The organism is Vibrio sp. bablab_jr001 (genome assembly GCF_016464285.1).
Lineage (GTDB): Bacteria > Pseudomonadota > Gammaproteobacteria > Enterobacterales > Vibrionaceae > Vibrio > Vibrio fluvialis.
This window is the reverse complement of record NZ_JACDWZ010000113.1, coordinates 166,954-192,451: the sequence shown is the minus strand read 5'-3', so window position 1 is coordinate 192,451 and position 25,498 is coordinate 166,954. Positions and strand designations below refer to the sequence as shown.

General features: G+C 50.1%; 23 protein-coding genes. 8 read left to right on the top strand and 15 right to left on the bottom strand.

Annotated features, from left to right (window positions below; all coding sequences use genetic code 11):
* Positions 1 to 2 precede the first annotated feature (2 nt).
* Positions 3 to 521 carry an RNA pyrophosphohydrolase gene (gene rppH, locus JIG40_RS22495; protein ID WP_020332079.1) on the bottom strand — a complete coding sequence of 173 codons (519 nt, stop codon included), beginning with the start codon at positions 519 to 521 and terminating at the stop codon, positions 3 to 5.
* A gap of 618 nt (positions 522 to 1,139) precedes the next feature.
* Between rppH and mutH the strand changes: the two genes are divergently transcribed.
* Complete coding sequence (gene mutH / locus JIG40_RS22490) at positions 1,140 to 1,805, top strand: DNA mismatch repair endonuclease MutH (RefSeq protein ID WP_061056180.1); 666 nt, start codon at positions 1,140 to 1,142, stop codon at positions 1,803 to 1,805.
* Positions 1,806 to 1,822: 17 nt separating this feature from the next.
* Here the strand turns inward: mutH and JIG40_RS22485 are convergent, their stop codons facing one another.
* Positions 1,823 to 2,128, bottom strand: a complete 306-nt coding sequence (locus JIG40_RS22485; protein ID WP_020332076.1) for a DUF6482 family protein — start codon at positions 2,126 to 2,128, stop codon at positions 1,823 to 1,825.
* 191 nt (positions 2,129 to 2,319) lie between these two features.
* Between JIG40_RS22485 and JIG40_RS22480 the strand changes: the two genes are divergently transcribed.
* A complete protein-coding gene (locus JIG40_RS22480; protein ID WP_199466116.1) occupies positions 2,320 to 3,354 on the top strand; it encodes an NADP(H)-dependent aldo-keto reductase in 1,035 nt (344 codons plus the stop codon).
* A 39-nt stretch (positions 3,355 to 3,393) separates the two neighbouring features.
* Here the strand turns inward: JIG40_RS22480 and JIG40_RS22475 are convergent, their stop codons facing one another.
* From JIG40_RS22475 to brnQ, 5 genes are all read right to left on the bottom strand, one after another.
* Positions 3,394 to 3,645 carry a DUF1127 domain-containing protein gene (locus JIG40_RS22475; protein ID WP_199466115.1) on the bottom strand — a complete coding sequence of 84 codons (252 nt, stop codon included), beginning with the start codon at positions 3,643 to 3,645 and terminating at the stop codon, positions 3,394 to 3,396.
* Positions 3,646 to 4,164: 519 nt separating this feature from the next.
* Positions 4,165 to 5,499: a cyclic-di-GMP-binding transcriptional regulator VpsR gene (gene vpsR, locus JIG40_RS22470; protein ID WP_024374499.1), complete on the bottom strand. Its 1,335-nt coding sequence runs from the start codon at positions 5,497 to 5,499 to the stop codon at positions 4,165 to 4,167.
* Positions 5,500 to 5,767: 268 nt separating this feature from the next.
* Positions 5,768 to 7,300 (bottom strand): lysine--tRNA ligase, encoded by a 1,533-nt coding sequence (gene lysS / locus JIG40_RS22465; RefSeq protein WP_020332071.1) that lies wholly within the window; start codon positions 7,298 to 7,300, stop codon positions 5,768 to 5,770.
* Between the two features lie 32 nt (positions 7,301 to 7,332).
* Positions 7,333 to 8,431 (bottom strand): peptide chain release factor 2 gene (gene prfB / locus JIG40_RS22460; RefSeq protein WP_100268275.1). Its coding sequence is split into 2 segments (ribosomal slippage): positions 7,333 to 8,355 and positions 8,357 to 8,431, totalling 1,098 coding nucleotides; the frame shifts between segments, so codons are not numbered across the junction.
* A gap of 174 nt (positions 8,432 to 8,605) precedes the next feature.
* On the bottom strand, positions 8,606 to 9,919 hold the full coding sequence (gene brnQ, locus JIG40_RS22455; protein WP_020332069.1) for a branched-chain amino acid transport system II carrier protein: 1,314 nt from the start codon (positions 9,917 to 9,919) through the stop codon (positions 8,606 to 8,608).
* Between the two features lie 307 nt (positions 9,920 to 10,226).
* On the opposite strand from brnQ, the gene JIG40_RS22450 reads away from it, so the two are divergent.
* Positions 10,227 to 10,946, top strand: coding sequence for a tRNA1(Val) (adenine(37)-N6)-methyltransferase (locus tag JIG40_RS22450; protein ID WP_199466114.1), 720 nt, complete (start codon positions 10,227 to 10,229; stop codon positions 10,944 to 10,946).
* A gap of 91 nt (positions 10,947 to 11,037) precedes the next feature.
* On the top strand, positions 11,038 to 12,285 hold the full coding sequence (gene srmB / locus JIG40_RS22445) for an ATP-dependent RNA helicase SrmB (RefSeq protein WP_020332066.1): 1,248 nt from the start codon (positions 11,038 to 11,040) through the stop codon (positions 12,283 to 12,285).
* A gap of 100 nt (positions 12,286 to 12,385) precedes the next feature.
* Here the strand turns inward: srmB and prfC are convergent, their stop codons facing one another.
* Positions 12,386 to 13,975 carry a peptide chain release factor 3 gene (gene prfC, locus JIG40_RS22440; RefSeq protein ID WP_199466113.1) on the bottom strand — a complete coding sequence of 530 codons (1,590 nt, stop codon included), beginning with the start codon at positions 13,973 to 13,975 and terminating at the stop codon, positions 12,386 to 12,388.
* A gap of 208 nt (positions 13,976 to 14,183) precedes the next feature.
* Between prfC and JIG40_RS22435 the strand changes: the two genes are divergently transcribed.
* Positions 14,184 to 16,241, top strand: coding sequence for an EAL domain-containing protein (locus tag JIG40_RS22435; RefSeq protein WP_055452134.1), 2,058 nt, complete (start codon positions 14,184 to 14,186; stop codon positions 16,239 to 16,241).
* Here the strand turns inward: JIG40_RS22435 and rimI are convergent, their stop codons facing one another.
* The 4 genes from rimI to JIG40_RS22415 form a co-directional block, all read right to left on the bottom strand.
* Positions 16,242 to 16,688, bottom strand: a complete 447-nt coding sequence (gene rimI / locus JIG40_RS22430) for a ribosomal protein S18-alanine N-acetyltransferase (RefSeq protein ID WP_143683192.1) — start codon at positions 16,686 to 16,688, stop codon at positions 16,242 to 16,244.
* The gene (locus tag JIG40_RS22425; protein WP_158151754.1) at positions 16,688 to 17,095 is read right to left on the bottom strand and encodes a DNA polymerase III subunit psi; all 408 of its coding nucleotides are present in this window, start codon (positions 17,093 to 17,095) and stop codon (positions 16,688 to 16,690) included. Before JIG40_RS22425 ends, rimI begins: the two co-directional genes overlap by 1 nt.
* 140 nt (positions 17,096 to 17,235) lie before the next feature.
* Positions 17,236 to 17,742 (bottom strand): N-acetyltransferase, encoded by a 507-nt coding sequence (locus tag JIG40_RS22420; protein ID WP_024374251.1) that lies wholly within the window; start codon positions 17,740 to 17,742, stop codon positions 17,236 to 17,238.
* A complete protein-coding gene (locus JIG40_RS22415) occupies positions 17,726 to 18,253 on the bottom strand; it encodes an SCP2 domain-containing protein (RefSeq protein ID WP_024374250.1) in 528 nt (175 codons plus the stop codon). Before JIG40_RS22415 ends, JIG40_RS22420 begins: the two co-directional genes overlap by 17 nt.
* A gap of 208 nt (positions 18,254 to 18,461) precedes the next feature.
* Here JIG40_RS22415 and JIG40_RS22410 point away from each other — a divergent pair, with 208 nt between their 5' ends.
* The 3 genes from JIG40_RS22410 to JIG40_RS22400 all read left to right on the top strand — a co-directional run bounded on the left by JIG40_RS22410 (position 18,462) and on the right by JIG40_RS22400 (position 22,524).
* Positions 18,462 to 20,507, top strand: coding sequence for an EAL domain-containing protein (locus tag JIG40_RS22410; RefSeq protein ID WP_024374249.1), 2,046 nt, complete (start codon positions 18,462 to 18,464; stop codon positions 20,505 to 20,507).
* Positions 20,508 to 20,614: 107 nt separating this feature from the next.
* Positions 20,615 to 21,628, top strand: a complete 1,014-nt coding sequence (locus JIG40_RS22405) for a peptidase U32 family protein (RefSeq protein ID WP_024374248.1) — start codon at positions 20,615 to 20,617, stop codon at positions 21,626 to 21,628.
* Positions 21,629 to 21,645: 17 nt separating this feature from the next.
* Complete coding sequence (locus tag JIG40_RS22400) at positions 21,646 to 22,524, top strand: U32 family peptidase (protein ID WP_044363958.1); 879 nt, start codon at positions 21,646 to 21,648, stop codon at positions 22,522 to 22,524.
* A 54-nt stretch (positions 22,525 to 22,578) separates the two neighbouring features.
* Here the strand turns inward: JIG40_RS22400 and JIG40_RS22395 are convergent, their stop codons facing one another.
* The 3 genes from JIG40_RS22395 to nlpI form a co-directional block, all read right to left on the bottom strand.
* Positions 22,579 to 23,913 (bottom strand): MATE family efflux transporter, encoded by a 1,335-nt coding sequence (locus tag JIG40_RS22395; protein WP_171933889.1) that lies wholly within the window; start codon positions 23,911 to 23,913, stop codon positions 22,579 to 22,581.
* Between the two features lie 51 nt (positions 23,914 to 23,964).
* Positions 23,965 to 24,375, bottom strand: coding sequence for a MarR family transcriptional regulator (locus JIG40_RS22390; RefSeq protein ID WP_020332054.1), 411 nt, complete (start codon positions 24,373 to 24,375; stop codon positions 23,965 to 23,967).
* A 125-nt stretch (positions 24,376 to 24,500) separates the two neighbouring features.
* A complete protein-coding gene (gene nlpI, locus JIG40_RS22385) occupies positions 24,501 to 25,409 on the bottom strand; it encodes a lipoprotein NlpI (protein WP_020332052.1) in 909 nt (302 codons plus the stop codon).
* Positions 25,410 to 25,498: the final 89 nt, after the last annotated feature.

The window sequence follows — 25,498 nt, the reverse complement described above, 5'->3', positions numbered from 1 at the left end:
CTCTATCCTCTTCGATTTTTGCGCTTACCTTTTACTTTACGTTCTTTAAACGGCATCGCCAATGACGCAAATTCTTTCATCGCCCGACGATAAACGTCACGTTTGAAAGAGACCACTTGTCTCACCGGATACCAGTAACTCACCCAGCGCCAACCATCAAATTCAGGGGCATTACCACGCTGCATGTTGATTTTTGATTCATCACATTCCAGACGCAGTAAGAACCATTTCTGTTTTTGTCCAATACAGACAGGCTGCGAATCCCATCGCACCAAGCGTTTTGGCAACTTGTATCTTAGCCAATGCCGACTGGTCGCAATGATTTTGACGTCCTTCTTCGTTAAGCCAACCTCTTCGTAAAGCTCCCGAAACATCGCCTGCTCAGGAGATTCACCCTCATCAATTCCACCTTGCGGGAATTGCCATGAGTGTTGCCCGTATCGTTTCGCCCAGAATACCTGACCATGGTTGTTACAAATCACAATACCCACATTGAGTCGGTAACCATCGCCATCTATCACTGGCAAACCTCTAGTAAAATCTTAATTGCTTTGATTTTTCCACATATCCCCAACGGGAGCAAACTTACTAATGTGATTCACACGATATTTATTGCGGATAACATTCAAATTGAATAAGTTTTGCTCAAAACTTAAGTTATCAACAGAAGAGTGCGACATAGACCACATTTATTCACGTTTTCTGTGAATAACCATGTGCAGAAGCTCGTGAACTGTGCAAAAAATCCGTCATACTAGTCACATCGCATTGCTATCACCAGCAGAACAAAAACAAATTTATTGTTAAAAATCATAATTTAAAAGATAAATCAGCGAATAAGCTTGATTGAAAAATGATGAAAGATCATTCGCCCACTTAAAGCGCTCAAAGATCCACCAATCACGCTGTTATCCACACACATTGGAGAAAATGCGCTTTTCCAGCACACTGGCCTCCCAGCGGATCGTACAAAAACCCCTGTTTATGCATACATATCACATTAATTTCGTTTACTTTAGTGACTCAACTGTGGATAACTCGTTAATAGTAGATCTTTTACTCACATTGATCATTCTTTCTCCACGATCCTCATCCGCCGAAAATTTGCTACAATCGCCTTTTTTCTAACGGCACTTTTTATGAAACCAGAACCCCAGAGCGAACAAGAACTGCTAGAGCGCGCGCAACTCATTGCGGGAGCGAACTTTGCGGATCTGGCCAGTGAAGCCGAAATGACAGTGCCGCCCGATCTACGCAAAGATAAGGGCTGGGTTGGTCAATTACTGGAATGGCATTTAGGTGCCTGTGCCGGAAGCAAACCTCAGCAGGACTTTGAGCAACTGGGGATTGAACTTAAAAGCATCCCGATCAGCTATAGCGGGAAGCCGCTGGAAACCACCTTCGTCTGTGTTGCGCCACTGACCGGAGTGCACGGCCTGACTTGGGAGCAAAGCCATGTGCGCAACAAACTGTCGCGCGTGCTTTGGATACCGGTTGAAGGCGAGCGGGAAATCCCGCTGGCTGAGCGCCGAGTGGGCTCCCCTTTAATCTGGAGCCCGTCTGCGGAAGAAGAAGCACAGCTCAAAGCGGACTGGGAAGAGTTGATGGAATTTATCGTGCTGGGTAAGGTATCCGAAATCAGTGCGCGCCACGGAGAGGTGCTGCAACTGCGCCCCAAAGCCGCCAACGGTCGGGTGAAAACCGAAGCCTATGGCGCGAATGGCCGGCCAATCCAAACCCTGCCGCGCGGTTTCTATTTACGCACCCAGTTTACTGCCCGCATTCTCGAGACCTACTACGCCTGAACAACATCGATTGATGGTTAACGCAGCGGTAACGGAATATCGCTGAACTTCTGACTCCCGGCGAAACCACACTCCTCATATGCGCAGCTCATACGCAAATAAGCCTGAGTCAGCCCCAAACGCGACAGCTGAGCTTTGGCGGCATTCAATGACGAAAAATGCAGAGGCTGACCTCTGTCGAGCAGCGGCTCGATATGGTGTTTCACCTCAACGCCCAGCGTATAATGAGTCGCATCAGCACACCCAATGACGTAGGCTTTAGGCGGAACAAAGCCCGGTTTGTGTGCCGCGTTCATCCATTTGTTGAGTTGTCGTTTATGCATCGCTTCACCTCCTGTTACTCAGTGTAGTCGAGCATTCCAATAGCTCCAGCCCTTGTTCCATCGCTACCGAGTGACACAAATTTCATTTCCTTTCCGACCATTTCTTCGCTTATAGTGAAATTCATATCAAAAGCCGCTTTAGTTTCAATAAGCTATAAGTGGTGTGTTCCGAACACAAACAAGGAAGTGCTATGCAATATACCAAACTGCCTCACTCGAGCCTTGAAATCAGTAAACTGTGTCTTGGTACCATGACGTTCGGCGAGCAGAATACGCAGGCTGAAGCCTTCAGCCAGTTAGACTATGCGCTGGAGCGTGGCATTAATTTCATCGACACGGCAGAGATGTATCCGGTCCCCCCAAAAGCCGAAACTCAGGGTAAAACCGAAGAGTTCATCGGGAACTGGTTGGAAAAATCCGGTAAGCGTGAAAAAGTCGTTCTGGCGACCAAAGTCGCGGGGCCACGCAACGTTCCCTATATAAGAGAAAATATGGCGCTCGATCATCGTCATATTCATCAAGCGATCGACGACAGCCTAAGCCGCCTGAAAACCGACTACATCGACCTGTATCAACTGCACTGGCCACAACGCCAGACCAATACCTTTGGTCAGCTCAATTACCCTTATCCGGATCAGCAGGAAGATGTCACTCTGATTGAAACTCTGGAAGCACTCAGTGATTTAGTCCGCATGGGCAAAGTGCGTTACATCGGTGTGTCCAACGAAACACCGTGGGGGCTGATGACGTATCTGCGTCTGGCTGAAAAACACGACTTGCCGCGCATGGTCTCGATTCAGAACCCCTACAACCTGCTCAATCGCAGCTTTGAGGTGGGCTTGTCTGAAATCAGCCACTATGAGGGTGTCAAACTGCTGGCTTATTCACCAATGGCATTTGGCGTGCTCAGCGGCAAATACCTCAATGGCGCCCGCCCAACGGGTGCGCGTTGCAGTTTGTTCGAACGTTTTCAACGCTACTTTACGCCACAAGGCTTGAAGGCGACGGAAGCGTACGTCAATCTGGCTAGAGAGTTTGGCCTCGATCCAGCCCAGATGGCGTTGGCGTTTGTTAATCAGCGTCCGTTCGTGGCTTCCAACATCATCGGCGCCACCAACCTGCAACAGCTGAAATCCAACATTGATAGTCTGGAACTTGAGTTGAGTGAAGAGTTACTGCTTAAGATTCAGGAAATTGGCACACTCTACTCCAATCCCTGCCCTTAGGGTTTAAGCGGGGCTGGCGCAGCAGCCAGCCCCGCTTGTTTACGTCGGTATTCGCGCACTTAAGACACGACGGATATGACGCACATGGCGGTCCGCTTTGATCGCATCAGGTACGCTACTGCCCATTGGACGACCGTCCACTTGCAAGCCGATATCTTTCAGTAAATGTTCGTTGTGCCATGGAATATCAAATGCACTACGACGTACTTTTCGTTTCCATTCACGTTCTTCACGACGCAGATCAGCACGTACCAATAGAGTGGCTAGTTGTAGATAAACAGAATGACGCATGATTTTTCTCCAGTTTAGAAAATTAAGACTGGAAAAATGGCGCTACTTCGCTGAATTGATTGGGATTACCCCTGCTAGCTGCCATTTTCCGCAGCCTATCAGAGGTTACGGATTAATTAGATATCTTTGCTCTTGTTATCATCGCAACGACGATCGGCAGACATGGGTGCTGCGGTCGCGGCAGATGAACCGTTAATAGAAGCGCAAAGGGTATGAATCGATACGAAATGTTTCATAATGCGCCTCCAAGCAAAAATCATTAATCCAAAAAGAAGTGTGTTTTCAGTGAGCTAGACTCACGGTTAAATTCTATGCAACTGAGTATTATCTTCAACCTTTAATTAACACTTAGCGAAAAAACAACCAATATCGCCAGCATTTTGCGTAATAACAGAAAGATATAATGTATTCATCGGAGTAATAACCGAATATGCAACATATTTGTTTGTGCTCATGTCATGCCAACCCGATATTGTGTGCTGAAATGAACAAGCCACCCGTAGGTGGCTTGGCTGAGCATCAAAACGTGCCGTCGGTAATCAAGTTATGCTTGTTGAGCAAACGGTACATGGTCGCGCGGGATACCCCCAGCTCTTTGGCCGCTGTCGAGACTTGTCCTGAATGTGACTCCAATACCAGCAGCAATGCATCACGCTCCGAACGTTCGCGAATGCTTTTCAGGCTGCGTTTGCCATCGCCGCGCTTTGGCAAATCCAGATGTGCCTCTTCCAGCATGATGGTATCGGACATCAACACAACCCGTTTAAGTTGGTTCATCAACTCACGAACGTTACCTGGCCAGTGGTAACGGGTCAGCGCGCGCATTGCGTCTTCCGAAAAGCTGCGAGCTTGTGCGTTGTACTCTTTGGAGTATTCCCGCAAAAAGTGCTTCGCCAGTACCGCAACATCCGCCGCGCGCTCTTTCAGACTCGGCACATTGATGCGCAGCACGTTAATGTAGTGATAAAGCTCTTCATTGAAATCGCCGTCGATCAGCGCTTTCTCAATGTCCGATGAATTCGCGGCCAGAACGCGGACATCAACCGCTTTACTGCCATTTGACGTATCTACCGTACCTTCCTGCAGAAAACGTAGGAGGTTCAGCTGTTGGCTTTTAGGCAGCGTCAGAATGTCATTGAGCAGCAGCGTTCCCCCATCAGCTTGCAGCAGCAACGGCGCGACAGAATCATCATCACAACCAATACCAAACAGCTCACATTCAATCCGCTTTTCTGACATGGCTCGGCAGTTAACCGAAACAAACGGCTTTTGCGAACGAGAAGAGGTTTTATGAATGGCCTTCGCTACGGTTTCTTTACCAGAACCATTTTCACCGTAAATCAGAATGCTGACGTCCGTCGGCCCGATACGTTTAATTTGATCACGCAAACGCTTCATCGGGATCGAGTCACCAATCAGCCCCATGTCTCCGTTGGAGCCATAATGCGGCCAGACTTTTTTCTCAAGCTTTAACATGCCAAGCTGGTGGCCAATTGTGCTGAGTAGTTGAGTGTCCGGGATCGGCGCGGTAAAGAAGTCGATACAGAAGTTCACAATGAACTGGCAAATCGTATCGGAACTGAGCTGAGATTCGCGAATAAACGCCAGCCAGCGAACTTGCTTATGGCTGCTCACCAGATTCGCAATGCCATTGAGGCTAAATTCATCATGGCTTAAATCGACAATACCAATACATGGCCCTGTTTCAGTAAACAGCAGATCCGCTTTGCGCAAGTCCGCACACTGAGTACATCGCCACCCCACTTGTTCTAACACCGAAAGCCACGGCTCGTAGGTACCACCAACGACGATTAACGAGCCTGGCACGGAGTCCATACGGAATTGAGTGCCCATCAACTGAATCCTTATTGTTATAAAATTATTTTGCAGTGCTACTTATTTGGCACCTTCACCACTGACGTTACATTAACGAGACTTGTGGTTAGAATCTGTCTCAAATGTAAGACTAGAAAGGAATTAGAAAACTTTCTACTACCGCTCAGGATTAAGCCACATCCCTTGGCAAATAAACAGTGGGGATAACCCCTCATATATGGAAGTTATTACTGCTTAAATAAAAAAAGCCGCCATAAATGGCGGCTTTTCAATTCACTATCAGCAATTATAGTTGAGGACGCATCGCTGGGAACAAGATCACATCACGAATGGTGTGAGAGTTGGTGAACAGCATCGCCAGACGGTCGATACCGATACCCTGGCCTGCGGTTGGCGGCAGACCGTGTTCCAGTGCAGTAATGTAGTCTGCATCGTAGAACATCGCTTCGTCATCGCCCGCATCTTTTGCGTCTACCTGAGCCTTGAAGCGCGCATCTTGGTCTTCCGCGTCGTTCAGCTCAGAGAAGCCATTTGCAACTTCACGACCGCCAATGAAGAACTCGAAACGGTCAGTGATGAATGGGAAATCATCGTTACGACGTGCCAGTGGAGAAATGTCCGCTGGGTAGCCAGTGATGAAAGTTGGCTGAATCAGTTTAGGCTCAGCCGTTTCGCCGAAGATCTCTTCCAGCAGCTGGCCACAAGTCCAGAACGGTTCCACTTCAACATGAACAGATTTCGCAATCGCCACCATGTGCTCACGATCCTGCACTTTATCGTAATCCAGAGCCTGGATTTCAGTGTGGTTCGGATTGTAGTGTTTGATCGCGTCCAGCATGCTCATACGTGCGTACTTGCCGCCAAACTCAACCATTTCATCGCCGTAAGGCATTGAAGTGGAACCCAGCACGTTCATCGCAACCGTGCTCAGCATCTCTTCAGTCAGATCCATCAGATCTTCGTAATCAGAGTACGCTTGGTAGAATTCCATCATGGTGAATTCTGGGTTGTGACGAGGAGACAGGCCTTCGTTACGGAAGTTACGGTTGATTTCAAACACACGGTCAAAACCACCGACAACCAGACGCTTCAGGTACAGTTCTGGCGCGATACGCAGGTACATATCGATATCCAGAGCATTGTGGTGCGTCACGAATGGACGTGCAGAAGCACCACCCGGGATCACGTGCATCATTGGCGTTTCCACTTCCAGGTAGCCCTTAGAAGTCATGAAGCTACGGATTGCACTCACCAGCTTAGAACGAATGATGAAAGTGTTACGTGAATCTTCGTTCACGATCAGATCAACATAACGCTGACGGTAACGCATTTCCTGGTCGGTCAGACCGTGGAATTTTTCTGGCAGAGGACGCAGTGCTTTGGTCAGCAGCTCGTACTCATCCATGTTCACGTACAGGTCACCTTTGCCGGATTTGTGCAGCGCGCCTTTCACACCGATGATGTCACCGATATCCAGGCCTTGATACTGCTCTTTAAGCTCTTTTTGCACATCTTTAGATGCGTAAGCCTGAATGCGGCCTGAAGTCTCTTGAATAACCAGGAATGGACCACGTTTTGCCATTACACGGCCTGCGATGGCAACAACATGATTCAGCGCTTCCAGTTCTTCTTTGCTCTTTTCACCGAACTCAGCTTGCAGATCACCCGCCAGGCTGTCACGACGGAAGTCATTTGGGTGACCGTTCGCCTTACAACTCTTACGAATGTGCTCTAACTTGCTGCGACGCTCTGCAATCAGTTTGTTTTCTTCTTGCGCGATTTGTTCTTGATTCGTTTCGTTTTGAACAGCATCAGTCATTTTGCATGTACCCTGTTTTGTCGGTAAAAAGCTTAAAGACCTGATTTCAGGCTAGCTTCGATAAATTTGTCTAAGTCACCGTCAAGAACCGCTTGTGTATTACGGTTTTCAACGCCGGTACGTAAATCTTTGATTCGAGAATCATCTAACACGTATGAACGGATTTGGCTACCCCAGCCGATGTCCGATTTCGCGTCTTCGTTAGCCTGTTTCTCAGCGTTCTGCTTTTGCAGTTCAAGCTCAAACAGTTTCGCACGAAGCTGTTTCATCGCCTGATCTTTGTTCTTGTGCTGAGAACGGTCGTTCTGACACTGTACAACGGTGTTGGTTGGAAGGTGGGTAATACGTACCGCAGATTCCGTGGTGTTAACGTGCTGACCACCCGCACCCGAAGCGCGGTACACGTCGATACGCAGATCCGCCGGGTTAATGTCGATCGCGATGTTTTCATCAATCTCTGGGTAAACAAACGCAGACGCAAATGACGTGTGACGGCGACCGCCTGAGTCAAATGGTGATTTACGAACTAAGCGGTGAACACCGGTTTCTGTACGCAGCCAACCGTAAGCGTAATCGCCGACGATGCGAACGGTCGCCGATTTCAGGCCAGCCACGTCACCTTCCGATACCTCGATCACTTCAGTTTTGAAGCCCTTGGCATCTGCCCAACGCAGGTACATACGCAGCATCATGGATGTCCAGTCCTGCGCTTCCGTACCGCCAGAACCCGCTTGCAGGTCCAGGTAGCAGTCAGAGGAGTCGTGATCGCCGGCGAACATGCGGCGGAATTCCAGCTGTTCCAGCTTAGTTTCCAGCTCGTCCAGTTCAGGGCCGATTTCGTCGAATGTTTCCTGGTCTTCGGCTTCAATCGCCAGTTCCAGTAAACCTTCTACATCATCGACACCTTGATCCAGCTGGTTAATGGTTTCAACAACCGCTTCCAGAGCTGAACGTTCTTTACCCAGCGCTTGTGCACGCTCAGGTTCGTTCCAGACATCCGGTTGTTCAAGTTCTGCGTTGACTTCTTCTAGACGCTCTTTCTTGGCGTCATAGTCAAAGATACCCCCTCAGGACGTTTGTGCGCTCTGACACATCCTGAATGCGGTTTTTAATTGGATTGATTTCAAACATGTTTGATTTTGACTTTATGAATAGAATTTAACCGCAGAATTCTACTGAAAAATGTGACGAAGATACAGGAAAAATTCGCCTCTCTGCGCAGGGTTTTTATCTGCTCAGACGGAAAATCGCCGCAAATAAAAAAGGCGGATGACACCGCATCCGCCTTTGCTTTCAATCTAACAATTAGGCTGTTTTCTGTTGCAGCTCTTCGCGCACAGAACCGGCAACGAAAAACATACACACCAGTGCCGCGAAGGTTGGCAGCACCCAGCCCATGCCAACATCAAACAGTGGCAGAACTTCAAATGCTGAAACATCAATGCCGACGACTTTCGCCGCATCGATCAGTGCGAACAGGAACGCCACCAGCGTGACGACGCGAAATGCCGCTTTCGGGTTTGGCAGTTTATGACGCACGAACGCCAGCAGAACCAGAGCAATCGCCACTGGGTAAAGGGCAACCAGAACCGGAATAGACAGTGCGATCAGTTGTGCCAGACCTACGTTAGCCACAATTGCACACGCCACACCGTTGATGATAACCCAGGCGCGGTAAGGCACTTTAGTCAGCGAACTGAAGTAATCTGAACACGCCGAGATCAGGCCAATTGCGGTAGTCAGACACGCCAGCAGAACGATAGTCGACAGAACCACCTGGCCGTATGGGCCAAACAGCGCCTGCACGTATTGGCTCAGAATGAAGCCGCCGTTGTCTGCACCGCCTGCAATCGCCGAGCTGGTTGCGCCGAGATAGAACAGAGACACGTAAACCGATGCCAAACCAAATGCAGCAATGAACGCTGAGCTGATGAGATACTTGGTCGTGGCACGCGCTTCAGTGATACCTTTGCTGCGCAGCGCGTCAACAATCAGCATACCGAACATCAGTGCCGCCAGAGTATCCATGGTGTTGTAGCCTTCCAGGAAACCTTTGGTGAACGGTTGAGTCGCGTATGGACCAGACGCTGGCATCCACTCGCCTTGCGGATCCATAAACACGCCCACCGCCAGAACGATCAGGCCGATGAACAACGCTGGCGTCAACAGTTTACCGATCAGATCGATCAGACGACCTTGTGACCAGGAAAAAAACATCGCGACAACAAAAAACAGTACTGAGAACGCAGTCAGATGCATTTGCGAAGTTTCAGCAAACAGCGGGCTGACCGCCATTTCATATGCCACCAGACCTGTACGCGGAGCCGCAAAAGCTGGACCGATAATGATAAAAATCAGCACCGCAATCAGAGTGGCTACTTTAGCCGGAAGATCTTTCGTCAGGTGTTGCCAGCTACCACCAGCAATCGCCACCGCGATGATCGAAACCAGAGGAAGGCCCACGGCCGTGAGCAGGAAACCGCCCATCGCTGGCATCAGGTTTTCGCCCGCCATCTGGCCGGCCAAAGGAGGAAAAATGATGTTCCCTGCGCCCAAAAAGAACGCGAAAAGCATAAAGCCTAAAGCGGCAATATCTGTTAGTTTTAACGTCTGCTTCACAGATAACCCTTATTAAAATGTCATGAATGTTGTGTATGCATTAGGCGGGGAATCTTAAGCTCCCAACCTTAAATTAGGGGGCGAATAATGACGAAACCATTGACTTTTCGCAATAGCAAAGCCAAAAACACTACATTAATTTATAATCTTCGCCAAAAAGCAGTGAAATCCACCGATTGTTAAAAAATAGACAGAACGATATTTCGATCATTAGCACCTACAAAACCACAACAGTCAGCACAAAAAACCACACAATAAAATAACAACAGACATAATTACTTAATGATTGGATGAAATCGATATTTTCATGAAAAGTAGCACATTAAAGACTAAAGGCTTCAAATTTAAGCAATTTGCCATTGAGGGTGGGCAAAGTGGTATGCCGGTCAGTACTGACGGTGTCATGCTCGGTGCGTGGGCATTTTCAAAGCCGCCTCAACGTATTCTCGACATCGGCACGGGGACCGGATTGCTTGCTCTGATGTGTGCCCAGCGTTTTCCAAACGCGCAAATTGAAGCCGTCGATATCGACCCGCATGCGTTTGCGGCCGCCAGCTACAATGCACAACAGTCACCGTGGTCGGCACGCATTCATGTTTATCAACAAGACATTCTCGCCACTCAGAGCAATGCCGCGTTTGATGCCATCATCTGTAACCCACCGTATTTTAATGACGGCCAGCAATCTCAGCATGCGCAGCGGGCAACCGCGCGCCACACTGATACGTTAAACCACAGCGATTTGCTCGGTGCGATGGCGCGTCTGCTTACGCCAGAAGGCAAAGCCAGCCTGATTCTGCCCATCGTGGAGGGCGAACAATTGATTACGCTGGCCACACAACAAGGCTGGCATCTGGCACGGCGCTGCGACGTGCAACCTTCAGCGCGCAAACCTGTACACCGCTTATTGTTTGAGCTACAAAGAGAGCCGTGCCAAACGCAACTCAGCACGCTCATTATTCAGGATGGCGCAGACTACAGTGCCGACTTTATCGCCTTAACTCGCGCTTTTTATCTGAAGATGTAGAAATTAAAGATGTGATCTGGTCGATGATCCATCTATAATGTGCGCCCTTTAATTTAGACTGATCAGCCCAGCGCTCGCGGAGTAAATAACAGTGATCAAAACCTTTGCTGACCTAGAACTGGACCCAAATCTTCTTGAAGCTATCGAGGAAATGGGCTTCGAACGCCCGACTCAAGTTCAAGCCGAAGCGATTCCCCAAGCCCTGGACGGCAGAGATGTATTGGCATCCGCTCCGACCGGTACCGGTAAAACCGCCGCGTTCGTGATCCCAGCGCTGCAATTCCTGCAGGATTTCCCACGCAAGAAAGCGGGCCCGGCCCGTATTCTGGTGCTGACTCCGACTCGTGAGCTGGCGATGCAGATTGCAGAGCAGGCACGTGAACTGGCGAAGTACACCAAGCTGAACATTTTCACCATCACCGGTGGTGTGCAGTATCAGGAACACGCTGACATTCTGGCAACCACGCAAGATATCGTGGTCGCAACGCCGGGTCGTCTGCTGGAATACATCGAAGCGGAACGTTTTGACTGCCGTGCGATTGAATGGCTGATCCTGGACGAAGCGGACCGCATGCTGGACATGGGTTTTGGCCCGGTGGTCGATCGTCTGTCAGCAGAGTGTCGCTGGCGTAAACAGACGCTGCTGTTCTCAGCCACATTGGAAGGTCGTGGCGTCGAAGGTTTCACCGCGGATCTGCTCAAAGAGCCGGCCGAAGTCAACGCTGAGCCGCCACGTCGTGAGCGCAAAAAGATTTCTCAGTGGTATCACCGTGCCGATGACATGAACCACAAACTGGATCTGCTGAAAGCGATTCTGACGCAGCAATCAGAGCGTGCGATCGTCTTCTTCAAAACACGTGAGCGTCTGGCGGAAGTCCGTGCGGTGCTGGAAAGCGCGCAAATTGCCTGTTCGTGGATTCAGGGTGAAATGCCACAGGATCGTCGTAACAACGCCATCAGCCGCTTCCGTGACGGCAGCGTTAACATTCTGCTGGCGACCGACGTTGCTGCACGTGGTATCGACGTACCGGATGTGAGCCACGTGATCAACTTCGATCTGCCACGCAGCGCGGATGTGTACCTGCACCGTATCGGTCGTACTGCTCGTGCGGGCAAGAAAGGCATCGCGATTTCTCTGGTAGAAGCCCACGACCAACCAATGATGGACCGTGTAGCGCGCTACCTGAAAGAAGACATCAAAGAGCGCTATGTCGATGGCATGCGTCCTAAACACAAAAAACCCGTGTTTAAGAAAAAGAAAAAAGACGACAGCAAGAAAAAGACGGCCACGAAAAAGCCTGTCAGCAAAAAAAGCAGCGCAAAGAAGAAGAAAAAATAATTCTGACTCTTAAGATCGAAAAAAGCCGATGCACAGCATCGGCTTTTTTATGACCGTCGATTGCCGCGCCCCCCTACAGGCTGACGCGGTCAACACTCTTTTAGTGCTCGCGGGTCGCGCGGAATGTCACTTCCGGAGAACGTTCCTGAGCCAGGTTGAGGTTCACCATGGTTGGCGCGATGTACGCCAGGTTATCACCACCGTCCAGCGCCAGGTTGCTCTGGTTCTTACGTTTGAACTCTTCGAATTTCTTCACATCGCTGCATTCTACCCAGCGAGCCGTCGCTACGTTCACGCCTTCGTAGATCGCTTCCACGTTGTATTCTGATTTCAGACGCGCCACGACCACATCAAACTGCAGCACACCCACCGCGCCTACGATCAGATCGTTGTTTTGCAGCGGACGGAACACCTGCACCGCACCTTCTTCCGACAACTGAACCAGACCTTTCAGCAGCTGTTTCTGCTTCAATGGATCTTTAAGGCGAATACGACGGAACAGCTCTGGTGCAAAGTTAGGAATGCCCGAGAACTTCAGTGATTCCCCCTGGGTAAAGGTGTCACCAATCTGAATCGTGCCGTGGTTGTGCAGGCCGATGATATCGCCCGCAAACGCTTCTTCTGCGCGTGAACGGTCGCCTGCCATGAAGGTGACTGCATCAGAAATGCTCACCTGTTTGCCCAGACGTACATGGTTCATCTTCATACCCTGCTTGTAAGTGCCGGATACGATACGCATGAACGCGATACGGTCGCGGTGTTTCGGGTCCATGTTGGCCTGAATCTTAAACACGAAACCACTGAATTTCTCTTCGGTCGCTTCGACTTTACGCTCATTTGCTTCACGTGGCAGTGGTGCCGGAGCCCACTCTGTCAGGCCGTCCAGCATGTGATCAACACCGAAGTTACCCAATGCCGTACCAAAGAATACCGGCGTCAGTTCACCTTTCAGGAACAGTTCGCGGTCAAACTCGTGTGAGGCACCCAGCACCAGTTCCAGCTCTTCACGCAGTTGCATCGCCAGATCTTCACCCACTTGAGCATCAAGCTCTGGGTTATCCAAGCCTTTGATAAAGCGCTCTTCCTGAATGGTGTGGCCTTGGCCGGTCGCATACAGCACGGTTTCATCACGATGAATGTGATATACGCCTTTGAACTCTTTACCACAACCAATCGGCCAGCTCACTGGCGCACACGCGATGCTTAACTCGTTTTCCACTTCATCGAGCAATTCCATTGGATCGCGGATTTCACGGTCGAGTTTGTTCATGAACGTCACGATCGGCGTATCACGCAGACGGGTGACTTCCATCAGTTTGCGGGTACGATCCTCAACACCTTTTGCCGCGTCGATCACCATCAGACACGAGTCTACCGCCGTCAGGGTACGGTAAGTATCTTCGGAGAAGTCTTCGTGTCCCGGGGTATCAAGCAGGTTAACCAGCGCATCGCGGTAAGGAAACTGCATCACAGAGGTGGTGACCGAGATGCCCCGTTCTTTTTCCATCTCCATCCAGTCTGATTTCGCGTGCTGTGCTGAACCACGTCCTTTGACCGAACCGGCCGTTTGAATCGCGCGTCCGAATAGCAACACTTTTTCAGTGATGGTTGTTTTACCCGCATCCGGGTGCGAGATGATGGCGAAAGTACGACGCTTGGATACTTCGCCCACAAAAGGTGTAGTAGACATGAAACGGATCTTCTCTTGATGCTAAAACGGGGACTAAAGCCGCGCCCTAGCCTTTCGGTTCAAATTTGCGCGGTATTCTCGCTGATCTTGGCCTTGGGAGCAACTTTAAGACACGAATGGAATAAAAGCTGAGTTTTTACTTTGCCATTAATTTCTCTGCAATTATGGACTATAACTGATAAGGAAGAACAGGGAATGCTCAACCTCTATGACCAGATTCAAGCAGATACATTCATTAGCGTTTCGCCAAGCCAAGACCGTCTTTCTGGTCTCCGTACTATTGGGGTTGTGCTTCAGCTTCTATCATACGCTGGTCGACCTGCATCAGGAGCGCGGGCGAATTGAGGAACACTACCATTTTCGCCTGATGCAAAGCTATGCGAACGCCAGCCAAGCCGCGTACCATCTCAATCATTTACTGGCAGAGCAAGTAGCCACCAGCCTGATGGCCGATCCCGGTATCTACCGCGTGGCGATCGTCGATGATTTTGGTGACGATCTGGCGCGCATGGAACAGGAGGTCAAACCGCAGGGCGTGTTTATTCAGTTGCTGTCGCGCTATCTCACTCCCGATGTTCCAACATTTCAGGCTGACCTGCATCAACCCAATTCCAACGTGGTGGTGGGAACATTAACGTTTTCCATCGACGGTAGTTCAATCGCCAAAGATTTCATTGCCAAGACGACACGGGTGTTGTTGTTCGATCTGCTGCGCAACATTTTGCTGACGTCGATTCTGCTGGTGTTCTTCTACCGTAAGTTGTCGCTGCCGATCACCACGCTGATCAACTGGGTGCGCTCACTACCGGATACGCCACACAACATTTCGCCGCCGCCACTGAATCAGGAGAGCGAGCTGAGCGAACTTGCTTCTTCGTTTCAAACCCTGTGGCATGAACGGGAACTGGCCGAAGCCAAACTCAACCAGCTCGCCTATTACGACAGTCTAACAGGGTTGGCCAACCGCAGCCTGTTGCTACAGATGCTGAGTAAATCCCTCGATCAGGCTGAGCAAACGCAGCAGAGTGGTGTGCTGTTTTACCTCGATCTGGACCGGTTTAAAACCATCAATGATTCGCTCGGCCACACCATTGGTGACAAGCTGATCAAAGCGATCGCCACCCGTCTGCAAGCGTGGGCTAAACACGACTATATTGCCGCGCGTATCGGCGGTGATGAGTTTGTGGTCTTGATCCCCACTCTGCCCAATGATCGGGTGGAGAACGTCGCCAAGCAGTTGCTGGCGCTGATTTCCAACCCGTATTCGATTGATGATCACCAGCTCTACTGCTCCGTCAGTATCGGCATCTCGATGTTCCCGTCACTGGGCACCACCAACATCGATATTCTGCGTCAGGCCGATACCGCGCTCTACCGGGCCAAAGTCTGCGGTCGCAACAAATACGTGTTTTATGAGCCGGAAATGCAGGCTCAGGTGGAATCATTCCTCGAAACCGAAAAAGGCTTGCATGAAGCGCTGAGCCGCAATCAGTTTGAGCTCTACTATCAGCCACAGGTGAACCTCAATCATCAGATCATCGGCGTGGAAGCACTGATTCGCTGGAATCATCCACAGAAAGGGGTACTGCCTCCGGGCGCGTTCATGTCGATTGCAGAAGAGACCGGGCAGATACTGCAAATCGGCAATTGGATTATTGAACAGGCTTGCTATCAGTACGCGCAGTGGAAGAAAGACGGCGTGCTGCCTGACGAGTTTCAACGCCTGGCGATTAACATCAGTCCGCTGCAATTTGCTCAGGATTCGTTTGTCGATCACATCCACGAGACATTGCATCAGGCTGGCATCACTGGTGAACACATCGAACTGGAGATCACCGAAAACCTGCTGCTGGAAAATGTAGAGAGTGCGATTGAAAAAATGGCGCGCCTGAAAGAGTTTCAGCTCAACATTTCCATCGATGATTTCGGTACCGGCTACTCCTCGCTGCGCTACCTGAAACATCTGGCGGTCGATGTCTTGAAGATCGACCGTTCATTCGTGACACAGTTGCATCTTGATGACAGCGATCAGGCGATTGTCGATACCATCATCATGATTGCCCGCCGACTGGGGCTGGAAGTGATTGCCGAAGGAGTAGAAGATACTTTTGAACTCAATGCGCTGAAAGCGCTGGGATGCGAGCAGTTCCAAGGTTATCTGTTTGATAAGCCGCTCAACGCGAAAGAGATGGCTCAGCGTTTCACTCACAACCGCTATCATGAGCTTCTGGAACCAGTAGCAGCCCGCCAGTTTGGCCTTAAATGATCACAGAAACAGATAGCTCATGATGATCGCATCTTCGTGCCCATTGGCCGTAGGGTAGTAGTTCACCCGGCGGTCAATATCGTTAAATCCAAGGTCCGAATAGAGAGCATAGGCGCGTTGATTGCTTTCGCGCACCTCCAACCAGGCACTCTCCGCGCCCGCTTGCTCACAGATCTCCAGAAAATACTCGGCCAATTGGCGACCATAGCCTTTGCCCTGCTGCTGCGGATCAACGGCGATATTGAGCAGTGTCACTTCACCGACAATATTCTGCGCGTAGAAATAGCCCACCAGCGTCTCATCCACCAACATAACGTAATGACAGGCCCCCCGACTGGATAAATCGCCAATCATGTTTGCTGACCAAGGATGGGTATGGGCACGTTGCTCAATCTGATACACCGCTTGGGTATGCTGCGGTGCCATTGGCATAAACTGAATCGTCATTAAGATTGTGCTCCGTATGAGCAAATTTGCTGCCATAAATCACGGCGATGTTGGGTATGACCGTCAATCTCAGCCAGCGCTGGTGAGATCAGACGATTCGCAGAAGTGTCAGCAGCCACGTCACAGCCGGCAAACCATATCCACTCCAGGCCAGCCAGTTCAAGCTGAGACAGTTGATGCGGGTAGACATGTCGTGCTGTACTCAACGGTAAATGGAAACTCTTCAACACACGCTCAAACAGTATCGCTTCTGCTGCCGTCGGGTGGCTGGCGCAGACCAACAGCAAGCGGCAACCTTCGTCCAATGGTGCCAGCGTCGGCTGATAGCCCTGCAGACGTTCCGGATGTACCAGTTCCCAGCTCTGAATGCCCATGGCGTGTAAGTATTGCTGTTGGTGATCAGACATGTTGAGTTGCTCATAATTTCAATGCGCGTCATGCTAACAAACTTCCGCGAATCCACTCAAGAAGCGCAGCGCGAAAAAGCGAAAAAACAAAGGAGCCCACAGGCTCCTTCACATCGTTGCTTTGGAAAATGGCAAGCCGTTTATGCCAAGTCGGAAAACTCTGGGCAGTACTGAATTTCGCCACTGCGCCCTTTCAGTTCATCGTCCCACAACGCGACAATCTGGAACGCACCAGCTGGTACATCCCACTGACAGCGAAAACCCTGCTCATCGGCAGCCGTAAAACCAAAACGGGAATAGTAGGCCGGGTCCCCCAGAACAACACACGCCGGGTACCCCAGTTCACCCAGTGAAGCCAGACCTTCGTGCACCAATTCTGCACCCAAGCCCTGCTTACGGTATTCAGCCTTCACGGCGAGTGGAGCAAGCCCCTGCCAGTTAAGATCTTCACCGTTGAGATGCACCGGGCTAAACATGGCATGTCCAACCACTTCGCCCTCATCATCACACGCGACCAATGACAAAGTCCGATGGCCGTTTTCGCGTAATGCCATGACCAGATTGGCTTCAGCCTCGGTGTCAAAGACCTCTTTCAGTAAGCGGTCGACGGCCAGAATGTCCGCTGGAGCCTCAGTTCGAATAAGCATTCACTACCTCATTGTGTGTATTTGGCGTTTGCATGCCTTTATGCACAAAATCGGCGAGTTGGTGAAGTAAAATTTGCAATGCTTTGGGTAATTGTTCCAAATCCACACTGTCCATCAAATTTTTCACTTCCAGTCCCAGTTCTGTGTCACCTTCAATCGACAGGCGGCGCTGGAAAAATAAGGTATCCGGATCTTCTTTGCGTCCGGCAATCAGAATCAGGTCATTCAGATCGCCACTAAAACTCACATCTTCGTGCTTCACATTATCAGCCACGATAAGATTGTCATTCTCATAACTGATAAACCAGCGTAAATTCAGGTCACGAATTTCGACTTTAAGCCATTTATCTTCAAGAAATTCGAAGTCTCCGTCGTCTAGCGCTTCATGAAAGGCGAGTTTGAGCCCATCCAGCAAGGCTTTTTTTTGCACAGATTTGGGCAATAAGTGGATTGGGGATCTCAAAATTGATGCGGCATTTTGAACTAGTTGAGTACGAATCTTGTTAATCACGCGCGTTATCCGTTACCTTTAATTTAAGTGTGTCTCATCATAATGGATGTATTTGCGCCGATTCCTGTTATGCATCAAAAAACCCGTACGCTGATGCACCTTTTCAGTAGCGCGAATCAAAGTTATAGTTAATATCTCTTGTAAGAGTAACAAGTTCAATGAATAGTACGCGCTCTGGACGGTTGGTAGTATCTTGATGCTTTCGCACATGCCCTCGCAAAATATACAGCACTGGTTTGCAAAAATTACGTCGAATAGTCCGTTCTTTTTTGCACTGCTTAATGACCAACATCAGTATGTTCTGGTCAATGAGCGCTATTGCGATATCGCCGGCCTTCCTGCTGACGACTTGATTGGTATGAACGACACTCAGGTTTTGGGTGAACACTTCTACCAGCATCTCCAACCGTATTACTCTCGTGCGTTTAACGGAGAAACTCTCGAAGCGGAAGTGACGCTGCATGAACTCGATCTAGAGACCAGCCTGCACTTTTCCCTGTCCCCGATACTCAACGACAACCAAGTTGAATATGTGGTATTTCACGCCATAGACACCTCCGAAAAACAGATCCTAATCCGCTCGCTGGAAGAGTCGGAGAACAAGTTCTCGACCCTGACTACTCTGCTGCCGGATGGCTTACTGTTGGTGGAAGACGACTGCATCATTTCTGCCAACCCATCATCCGCTCGTTTGCTCGGTTTTGATGACACGTCCGATCTTCTCGGTGAAGAGCTGTCACGCCTGTTTATAGATGAGAAAACCAAAGCCGTATTTACTACGCCAATCGGGCTGCTGTTGTCTGAAGCCCCTCTGGTTTGCCTCACAGGTCCGCGCTGCGGCTTTGAGCGTAAAGTTCAGCTGAACGCTGGCACTACTCGTGTTCTGGGCAGCAATTCTCAACTGATCCTGATTCAGGATGCGTCGCAGGCGACTAAGCAGCTGTCCGCGACGACCCAAACGGATATGCATATCGATACCTTAACCGGTTTGTATAACCGTTTGGGCTTTACCAAACGTCTGGAACAACTGATTCAGAACGATACTCCGCTGGTAATGCTCTACCTCGACATTGATAACTTCAAGAATATCAATGACTCGCTGGGGCATCACATCGGCGACAAAGTCATTAAAGAAGTCTCTTCACGCCTTAAACGTCTGCTGCCGCCACAAGCGGTGTTGGGCCACCTCGGCGGCGATGAATTCGGTTTGATCCTGCCAGAGCCCGAACATAACCGTTCGGCGGAAATGCTGGCGGAGCGCATTATTTCGCTCATCAACCAACCGTTCGATCTGCATCACTTCAGTAAACGTCTCGCCTGTTCTATTGGCAGCGTCCGCTACCCGGGCGACGGCAATGATGCACGCGTGTTGCTGCAAAACGCCGACACCGCGATGTATGAAGCCAAAGACCGCGGACGTAACCGTCTGATCAAGTTCAATGACCAAATGAATAAAGAAGCGCGCATGCGCTTGTGGCTGGAAATTGAACTGCAAAAAGCACTGCAACAAAATGGCCTCGAAGTGTGGTACCAACCGAAAGTGAACGCGCGTGATTTCAGTATCAACGGCGCCGAAGCTCTGGTGCGCTGGAAACACCCGGTTGAAGGCTATATCAGCCCGGGGGCCTTCATTCCGGTCGCGGAAAAAGCAGGCTTGATTGAACATCTTGGCCGCGTGGTGATGCGCGATGTGTTTGCGACCGTCAAACGCTGGAAACAGCAAGGTATTCTGCCAGGCCGCGTGGCGATCAATATTTCGCCCGAGCAGTTTGGCAACCCACAACTGATTGATTACCTTGAGAAGCTGTTGCGTACCACCGCTTTGGATCCAAACTGCATCACCTTTGAGCTTACTGAGAGCGCAATGATGAGCGACAGTGATCATACGCTGCAAATGCTCAATGCCATCAAAAAACTGGGGTTCTCGCTGTCAATTGACGACTTCGGTACAGGCTATTCATCGCTCGCTTATCTGGCCCGATTCCCGATTGATGAGCTGAAAATAGACCGCGCATTTATCACCGACATCGACACACTGCCCAAGCAGGTCACGGTGATTGAAAACATCATCAATTTGGGTAAATCACTCAATCTGACTGTCGTGGCAGAAGGGGTTGAAACCCAACAACAAGCGACACTGCTTTCCAACCTGAACTGCCATTCCATTCAGGGCTTCCATTTCTACCGGCCTCAGCCAAAGCACGAAGTGGAAGAGCTGTTTTCGCAGCATCGACGCCACCGTAAATCACTCTAAGTGAGTAATTTCGCCTTTATTGAGTGAAACCTGCCTTACATCAAATCCGGTATTCATAATTCTTCATAAAATGCGGGCACTTTTCCTTAGAAAACAGTACCCGAGCAATGGAACTTCTCTGTCCCGCAGGTAACTTGCCTGCTCTCAAAACGGCCATTGATTGTGGCGCCGACGCGGTCTACATCGGTTTTAAAGATGACACCAACGCGCGTCACTTCGCCGGCCTTAACTTCAGCGGTAAAAAGCTGGATAAAGCGGTTCAGTACGTGCATGACCAAGGTAAAAAAATCCACGTTGCGCTGAATACCTTTGCGCACCCGAACGGTTTTGAACGCTGGACAAACGCGGTGGATCAGGCTGCAGATTTGGGTGTTGATGCCCTGATCGTCGCCGATGTGGCCATTCTTGATTACGCTGCCCAGCGTTACCCCGACATGGAACTGCACCTCTCCGTGCAGGCCTCTGCCACCAACGTCAAAGCGGTAGAGTTCTACAAGCAGAATTTCAACGTGAAGCGTGTTGTTCTGCCCCGCGTACTGTCGATTCACCAGGTCAAACAGCTCTCGCGCAACATTCCGCAAGATGTTGAATTAGAGGTGTTTGCCTTTGGCAGCCTGTGCATTATGTCGGAAGGTCGCTGCTATCTGTCGTCGTACATGACCGGCGAATCACCGAATACCGTCGGTGCGTGCTCACCAGCCAAATACGTGCGCTGGCAGGAAACCGCGTCCGGTCTTGAATCGCGCCTGAATGAAATCCTGATCGACAAATATTCAGCCGGAGAGAATGCGGGCTACCCTACGCTGTGCAAAGGCCGCTTTGTAGCCGAGCTCGACGGCGAACAAAAGCGCTACCATGCATTGGAAGAACCCACCAGTCTCAATACTCTTTCACTATTACCAGAGCTGTTTGCTGCAAATGTCGCGTCAGTGAAAATCGAAGGACGTCAGCGCAGCCCGGCTTATGTCGAACAAGTGACCCGAACCTGGCGTGCCGCCATCGACCGCTATCTGGCTAACCCGGGAGCTTATCAGGTGGAAGCCGCGTGGAACGCTGCGCTGGCCAATGTTTCGGAAGGCACGCAGACCACACTGGGCGCATATCATCGCCAGTGGCAATAATCGAAGTGGAGAATGCAATGAAATACGCCCTTGGTCCCCTGCTCTACTTCTGGCCTAAACAGGACGTTGAGCACTTTTATCAACAAGCTTGTGTCAGCGATGCGGACATCATTTATCTGGGTGAAACCGTCTGTTCGAAGCGTCGCGAAATGAAACCGCAACACTGGCTGGAGATCGCCAAAGCGCTGAGTGCAACCGGTAAGCAGGTCGTGCTCTCAACCATGGCTCTGCTCGAAGCACCAAGCGAAATCAATGTGATGAAGAAGTACATTGATAACGGCGATTTCGCCGTGGAAGCTAATGACATGGCCGCGATTCAAATGGCCAGTGAAAAAGGCATTCCGTTTGTGGTCGGCCCGGCGATCAATACTTACAACGCCCATGCGCTGAAACTGTTTCTCAAACAAGGGATGACGCGCTGGTGTATGCCTGTGGAACTCTCTCGCGACTGGCTGGCGAACGTTCTCGAACAGTGTGAACAGCTAGGCATCCGTGGAAAATTTGAAACCGAAGTGTTCAGTCACGGTTACCTGCCTCTGGCCTACTCTGCGCGTTGCTTTACCGCGCGCGCCGAGAACCGAGCCAAAGATGAGTGTGAAACCTGCTGTATTAAATATCCCACCGGCATTCAGGTTCACAGTCAGGAAGGTCAATCGGTATTTAATCTCAACGGCATTCAGACTCAATCGGGGTACTGCTATAACCTCATCAACGATCTGCCTGCGATGAGCAGTCTGGTGGATGTGGTGCGGCTCAGTCCATTGGGGGTGGAAACCTTCGGCCATCTCGAGCGTTTTAAAGCCAATGAACAGGGCCAGAAGCCCCAACCGCTGGAGCATCACCAATGCAACGGCTACTGGCATCAACTGGCGGGTTTAGAAATTAAAAATATCTGACTAAAAAGGCTGAAGTTCTACTTCAGCCTTTTGGTTTCTTTGCACGTCAATTCACTAAGCATAAGCAGGTACAGACGTTTTTCCTAAGCGTGAGACATCACGCCACAGCATCACACCGACCACGCAGCTGAGCGCGATATTCGACAGCGGAAACGCAATCCACACTCCGGTAATACCGTACAGCTTCGGCAAAATATACAGAAACGGTAACTGAACCATCATGTTGCCCACGGTGACAAACATCGCCTTGCCGCCATGATTGGTTGCCTGATAGTAAGCGGCACTGACCACCAGAAAACCATCCAGAAACAGGGCAAACATATGCAGTTTGAGCGCAAACACCGCGCCTTCCATCAAACGAGGATCGTTTGAGTTAAAAATGCCGATAACCTGTTCGGGGAACAGATTTATCATCAGCACAAACACCACCCCGCCCAGCACTGCAATGCTCATGGCGACTTTCAGCAAGCGGCGAATGTTGTCGTACTGACGCGCGCCATGGTTAAAGCTCGCCAGCGGCTGCATCCCGTTGGCAATACCTTCCACGGTGAGATAGTACACGGTGACAATATATCCCAAAATGGCATACGCGCCGACCATCACGGCATTACCATACTGAATAATCAGGCTGTTGTGCAGCGCCACCATGGTTGAACCGTAGGCATACATAAAAAAGCTGGAAACTCCGATGGCAAAGATCTTCGGCAGATAGCGCCACTCCATACTCAGACAAGCGCGCGTTAAACGCAGTTTGGCACGCTTTGAGAAGAAGTAGCTAAAACCAAGACTGGTGACGATCAGCTGCGAAATCGCGGTCGCAATCGCCGCTCCGGTTAACTCCCATTGCAACCAAGCAATCAGCACGTAATCGAGCACGATATTGCACAGCGCGCCCACCACCATCAGCAATGTGGCTAAATTCGGACTGTCGTCATTGCGCAGCAAAAATGGCATTGCAATCGACCCCAGAGTGAAGACACAACCGATGATCAGGATTTGCAGATACTGCATGCCCAATTCAAACGTGCGCCCTTGAGCGCCTTGCCAACGCAAAAAGTCATCAGCGAAGAACCACAATATCGTAGCAACGATCGGCGCCAACATCACCAGCGTCAGCAACCCCGTCGCAAGAATGCGTTTGGCACTGTGGAGATCTTTTTCGCCTTGTTTAATCGAGGCCAATGCTCCGGTGCCCACCCCGACCAGCATTCCCATCCCCAGAATCGTACCAATCACTGGCCAAGCCACGTTGATTCCAGCTAAACCTTCCGCGCCCACATAGTGGCCGATAAAGATGCCATCCACGACCTGATAAAGGCCGTTCACCAACATGGCTGCAACGGTCGGAATCGCGTAACGCAGAAACTGACGATAGATAGACGTATTCATATTCAACCACTCATTAATATAATTAGCCTGACTAACTAAAAATATAAAAAATTAACGCAATGCTTTACTCAATAACATACCAAGAACTGCCGACTCCTCATCACTGAGATGTTGTGACACCCGGTTGGCCAGGATTTGATACACCTTAGCTTCTGATTCAAGGTGCTCTTCCGCCAGCTCGGTCAGCTCAAAACGATGTGAGCGGGCATCTTCGCTGCAACGAGTCCTTCTAACTAAGCCTTTCCGCTCTAGGCGCTTGACCATATTAGAAGCAGAAGGTTTAGTCACTTCCAGTTCCGCGGCAAGATCTGTCAGCCGAATCGCTTCCTGTGCTCCCTGAATTACTTTTAAGTAGTCATACTCATTAAAACTGAGCTGCGCGATTGGGTCTTCTTTACTGTACTTTCGCCACACTTTTGCCGTGAAACGTTCCAGTTTTTCCAGTTGAATGCCTAAACTCATGAATCTTGCCACTTGGTTAGATAGACTAACTATTTTGCCTAAACTTAAAACAACAGGCAATAAAAAAGCCGCCTTATCAGCAGCCTTTTTATCTTAGTGATGGAATGTCACATGAAGATGACAACTTATTCAGCTTCAGGCTTTGCCTTGGCCAATTGAACATCGCGTAAGTGTTGGTAGATGCGGCCAAGTTCAATGAACGAGTAGCGATGCTCGACGTACTCATACACGTTGAAGGAAATCGCCAGCTTATAGAGTGAGACTGCGTGAGCATAGTCACCTTGCATCTGATAGCGTTTGCCAAGATAGAAATACGCTTCGGTCAAGTGCTGTGCCAGTGCGCTGTTATCACGAGTACCGCCCAGCACAGCTTTGAAAGCCTGCTCCTCAGAGACTTCATTCAGCATCAGAGCTACCAGTACCCAGCCCCATTGCTCATCATGTTGTTGATAGCGTGCCATCAAATCCTGACGAGCTTGTTCAGGATACTGCTCGCTTTGAATGATATACAGCCAGAGCGCGCGAAACGGGTCACTCGGATCCTGCTGATAATGTTTGGTAATTTCTTCCAGAGCCAGCTCCGGACGCTCTCCGTAGTAAAGGGCAATTGCGCGGTTACGGGCGGCATAGAAGTTTTCCGGATCGAGTTCCAGCGTGGAATCAAACGATTCATAAGCGGCATCAAACTCGCCTGCTTCGGTGTAGTACACGCCGAGCAGATTAAAGATATCCGGTTGTGCCGGATTGAGAGAAAGTGACTGAGTAAAATCCAGACGAGCCAAATCTCTGAGGCCGACACTGTCGTAGTAATTGCCGCGTTCGAATAACATTTTCGCGCGCACTTCGTCGCTCAAATCCGTACGTTGCAACAGTTGAGTTAAGCGGGCAATCTGCACTTCCTGCTGAACACTGGCTTGCAATGGAATCGCCATCGGTGGATATACCCATTGGGTATTTTGCGTCGAAGACTTAGTGGCACAACCTGCCAGAATCATCAGCGCTACGCTGACCGTTGCGGTTCGAAACCATTTCACAAATCGATACTCCTGTTTATCCCGCATTAAAAAAGGGAGCGAATGACGCTCCCTTTATAACATGCTTTGGCGTTAAAAAGCGAAAACAG

Bases quoted from the DNA above. Each gene is read 5' to 3' on its own strand.
- mutH (WP_061056180.1), top strand. From the start codon at position 1,140: ATGAAACCAGAACCCCAGAGCGAACAAGAACTGCTAGAGCGCGCGCAA.
- JIG40_RS22480 (WP_199466116.1), top strand. From the start codon at position 2,320: ATGCAATATACCAAACTGCCTCACTCGAGCCTTGAAATCAGTAAACTG.
- JIG40_RS22400 (WP_044363958.1), top strand. From the start codon at position 21,646: ATGAAATACGCCCTTGGTCCCCTGCTCTACTTCTGGCCTAAACAGGAC.
- JIG40_RS22425 (WP_158151754.1), bottom strand. From the start codon at position 17,095: ATGTCTGATCACCAACAGCAATACTTACACGCCATGGGCATTCAGAGC.
- JIG40_RS22450 (WP_199466114.1), top strand. From the start codon at position 10,227: ATGAAAAGTAGCACATTAAAGACTAAAGGCTTCAAATTTAAGCAATTT.
- JIG40_RS22475 (WP_199466115.1), bottom strand. From the start codon at position 3,645: ATGCGTCATTCTGTTTATCTACAACTAGCCACTCTATTGGTACGTGCT.
- JIG40_RS22420 (WP_024374251.1), bottom strand. From the start codon at position 17,742: ATGCTTATTCGAACTGAGGCTCCAGCGGACATTCTGGCCGTCGACCGC.
- JIG40_RS22410 (WP_024374249.1), top strand. From the start codon at position 18,462: ATGCCCTCGCAAAATATACAGCACTGGTTTGCAAAAATTACGTCGAAT.
- JIG40_RS22435 (WP_055452134.1), top strand. From the start codon at position 14,184: ATGACCAGATTCAAGCAGATACATTCATTAGCGTTTCGCCAAGCCAAG.
- lysS (WP_020332071.1), bottom strand. From the start codon at position 7,300: ATGACTGATGCTGTTCAAAACGAAACGAATCAAGAACAAATCGCGCAA.
- JIG40_RS22485 (WP_020332076.1), bottom strand. From the start codon at position 2,128: ATGCATAAACGACAACTCAACAAATGGATGAACGCGGCACACAAACCG.
- JIG40_RS22395 (WP_171933889.1), bottom strand. From the start codon at position 23,913: ATGAATACGTCTATCTATCGTCAGTTTCTGCGTTACGCGATTCCGACC.
- rimI (WP_143683192.1), bottom strand. From the start codon at position 16,688: ATGACGATTCAGTTTATGCCAATGGCACCGCAGCATACCCAAGCGGTG.
- prfC (WP_199466113.1), bottom strand. From the start codon at position 13,975: ATGTCTACTACACCTTTTGTGGGCGAAGTATCCAAGCGTCGTACTTTC.
- JIG40_RS22390 (WP_020332054.1), bottom strand. From the start codon at position 24,375: ATGAGTTTAGGCATTCAACTGGAAAAACTGGAACGTTTCACGGCAAAA.
- JIG40_RS22405 (WP_024374248.1), top strand. From the start codon at position 20,615: ATGGAACTTCTCTGTCCCGCAGGTAACTTGCCTGCTCTCAAAACGGCC.
- vpsR (WP_024374499.1), bottom strand. From the start codon at position 5,499: ATGGGCACTCAATTCCGTATGGACTCCGTGCCAGGCTCGTTAATCGTC.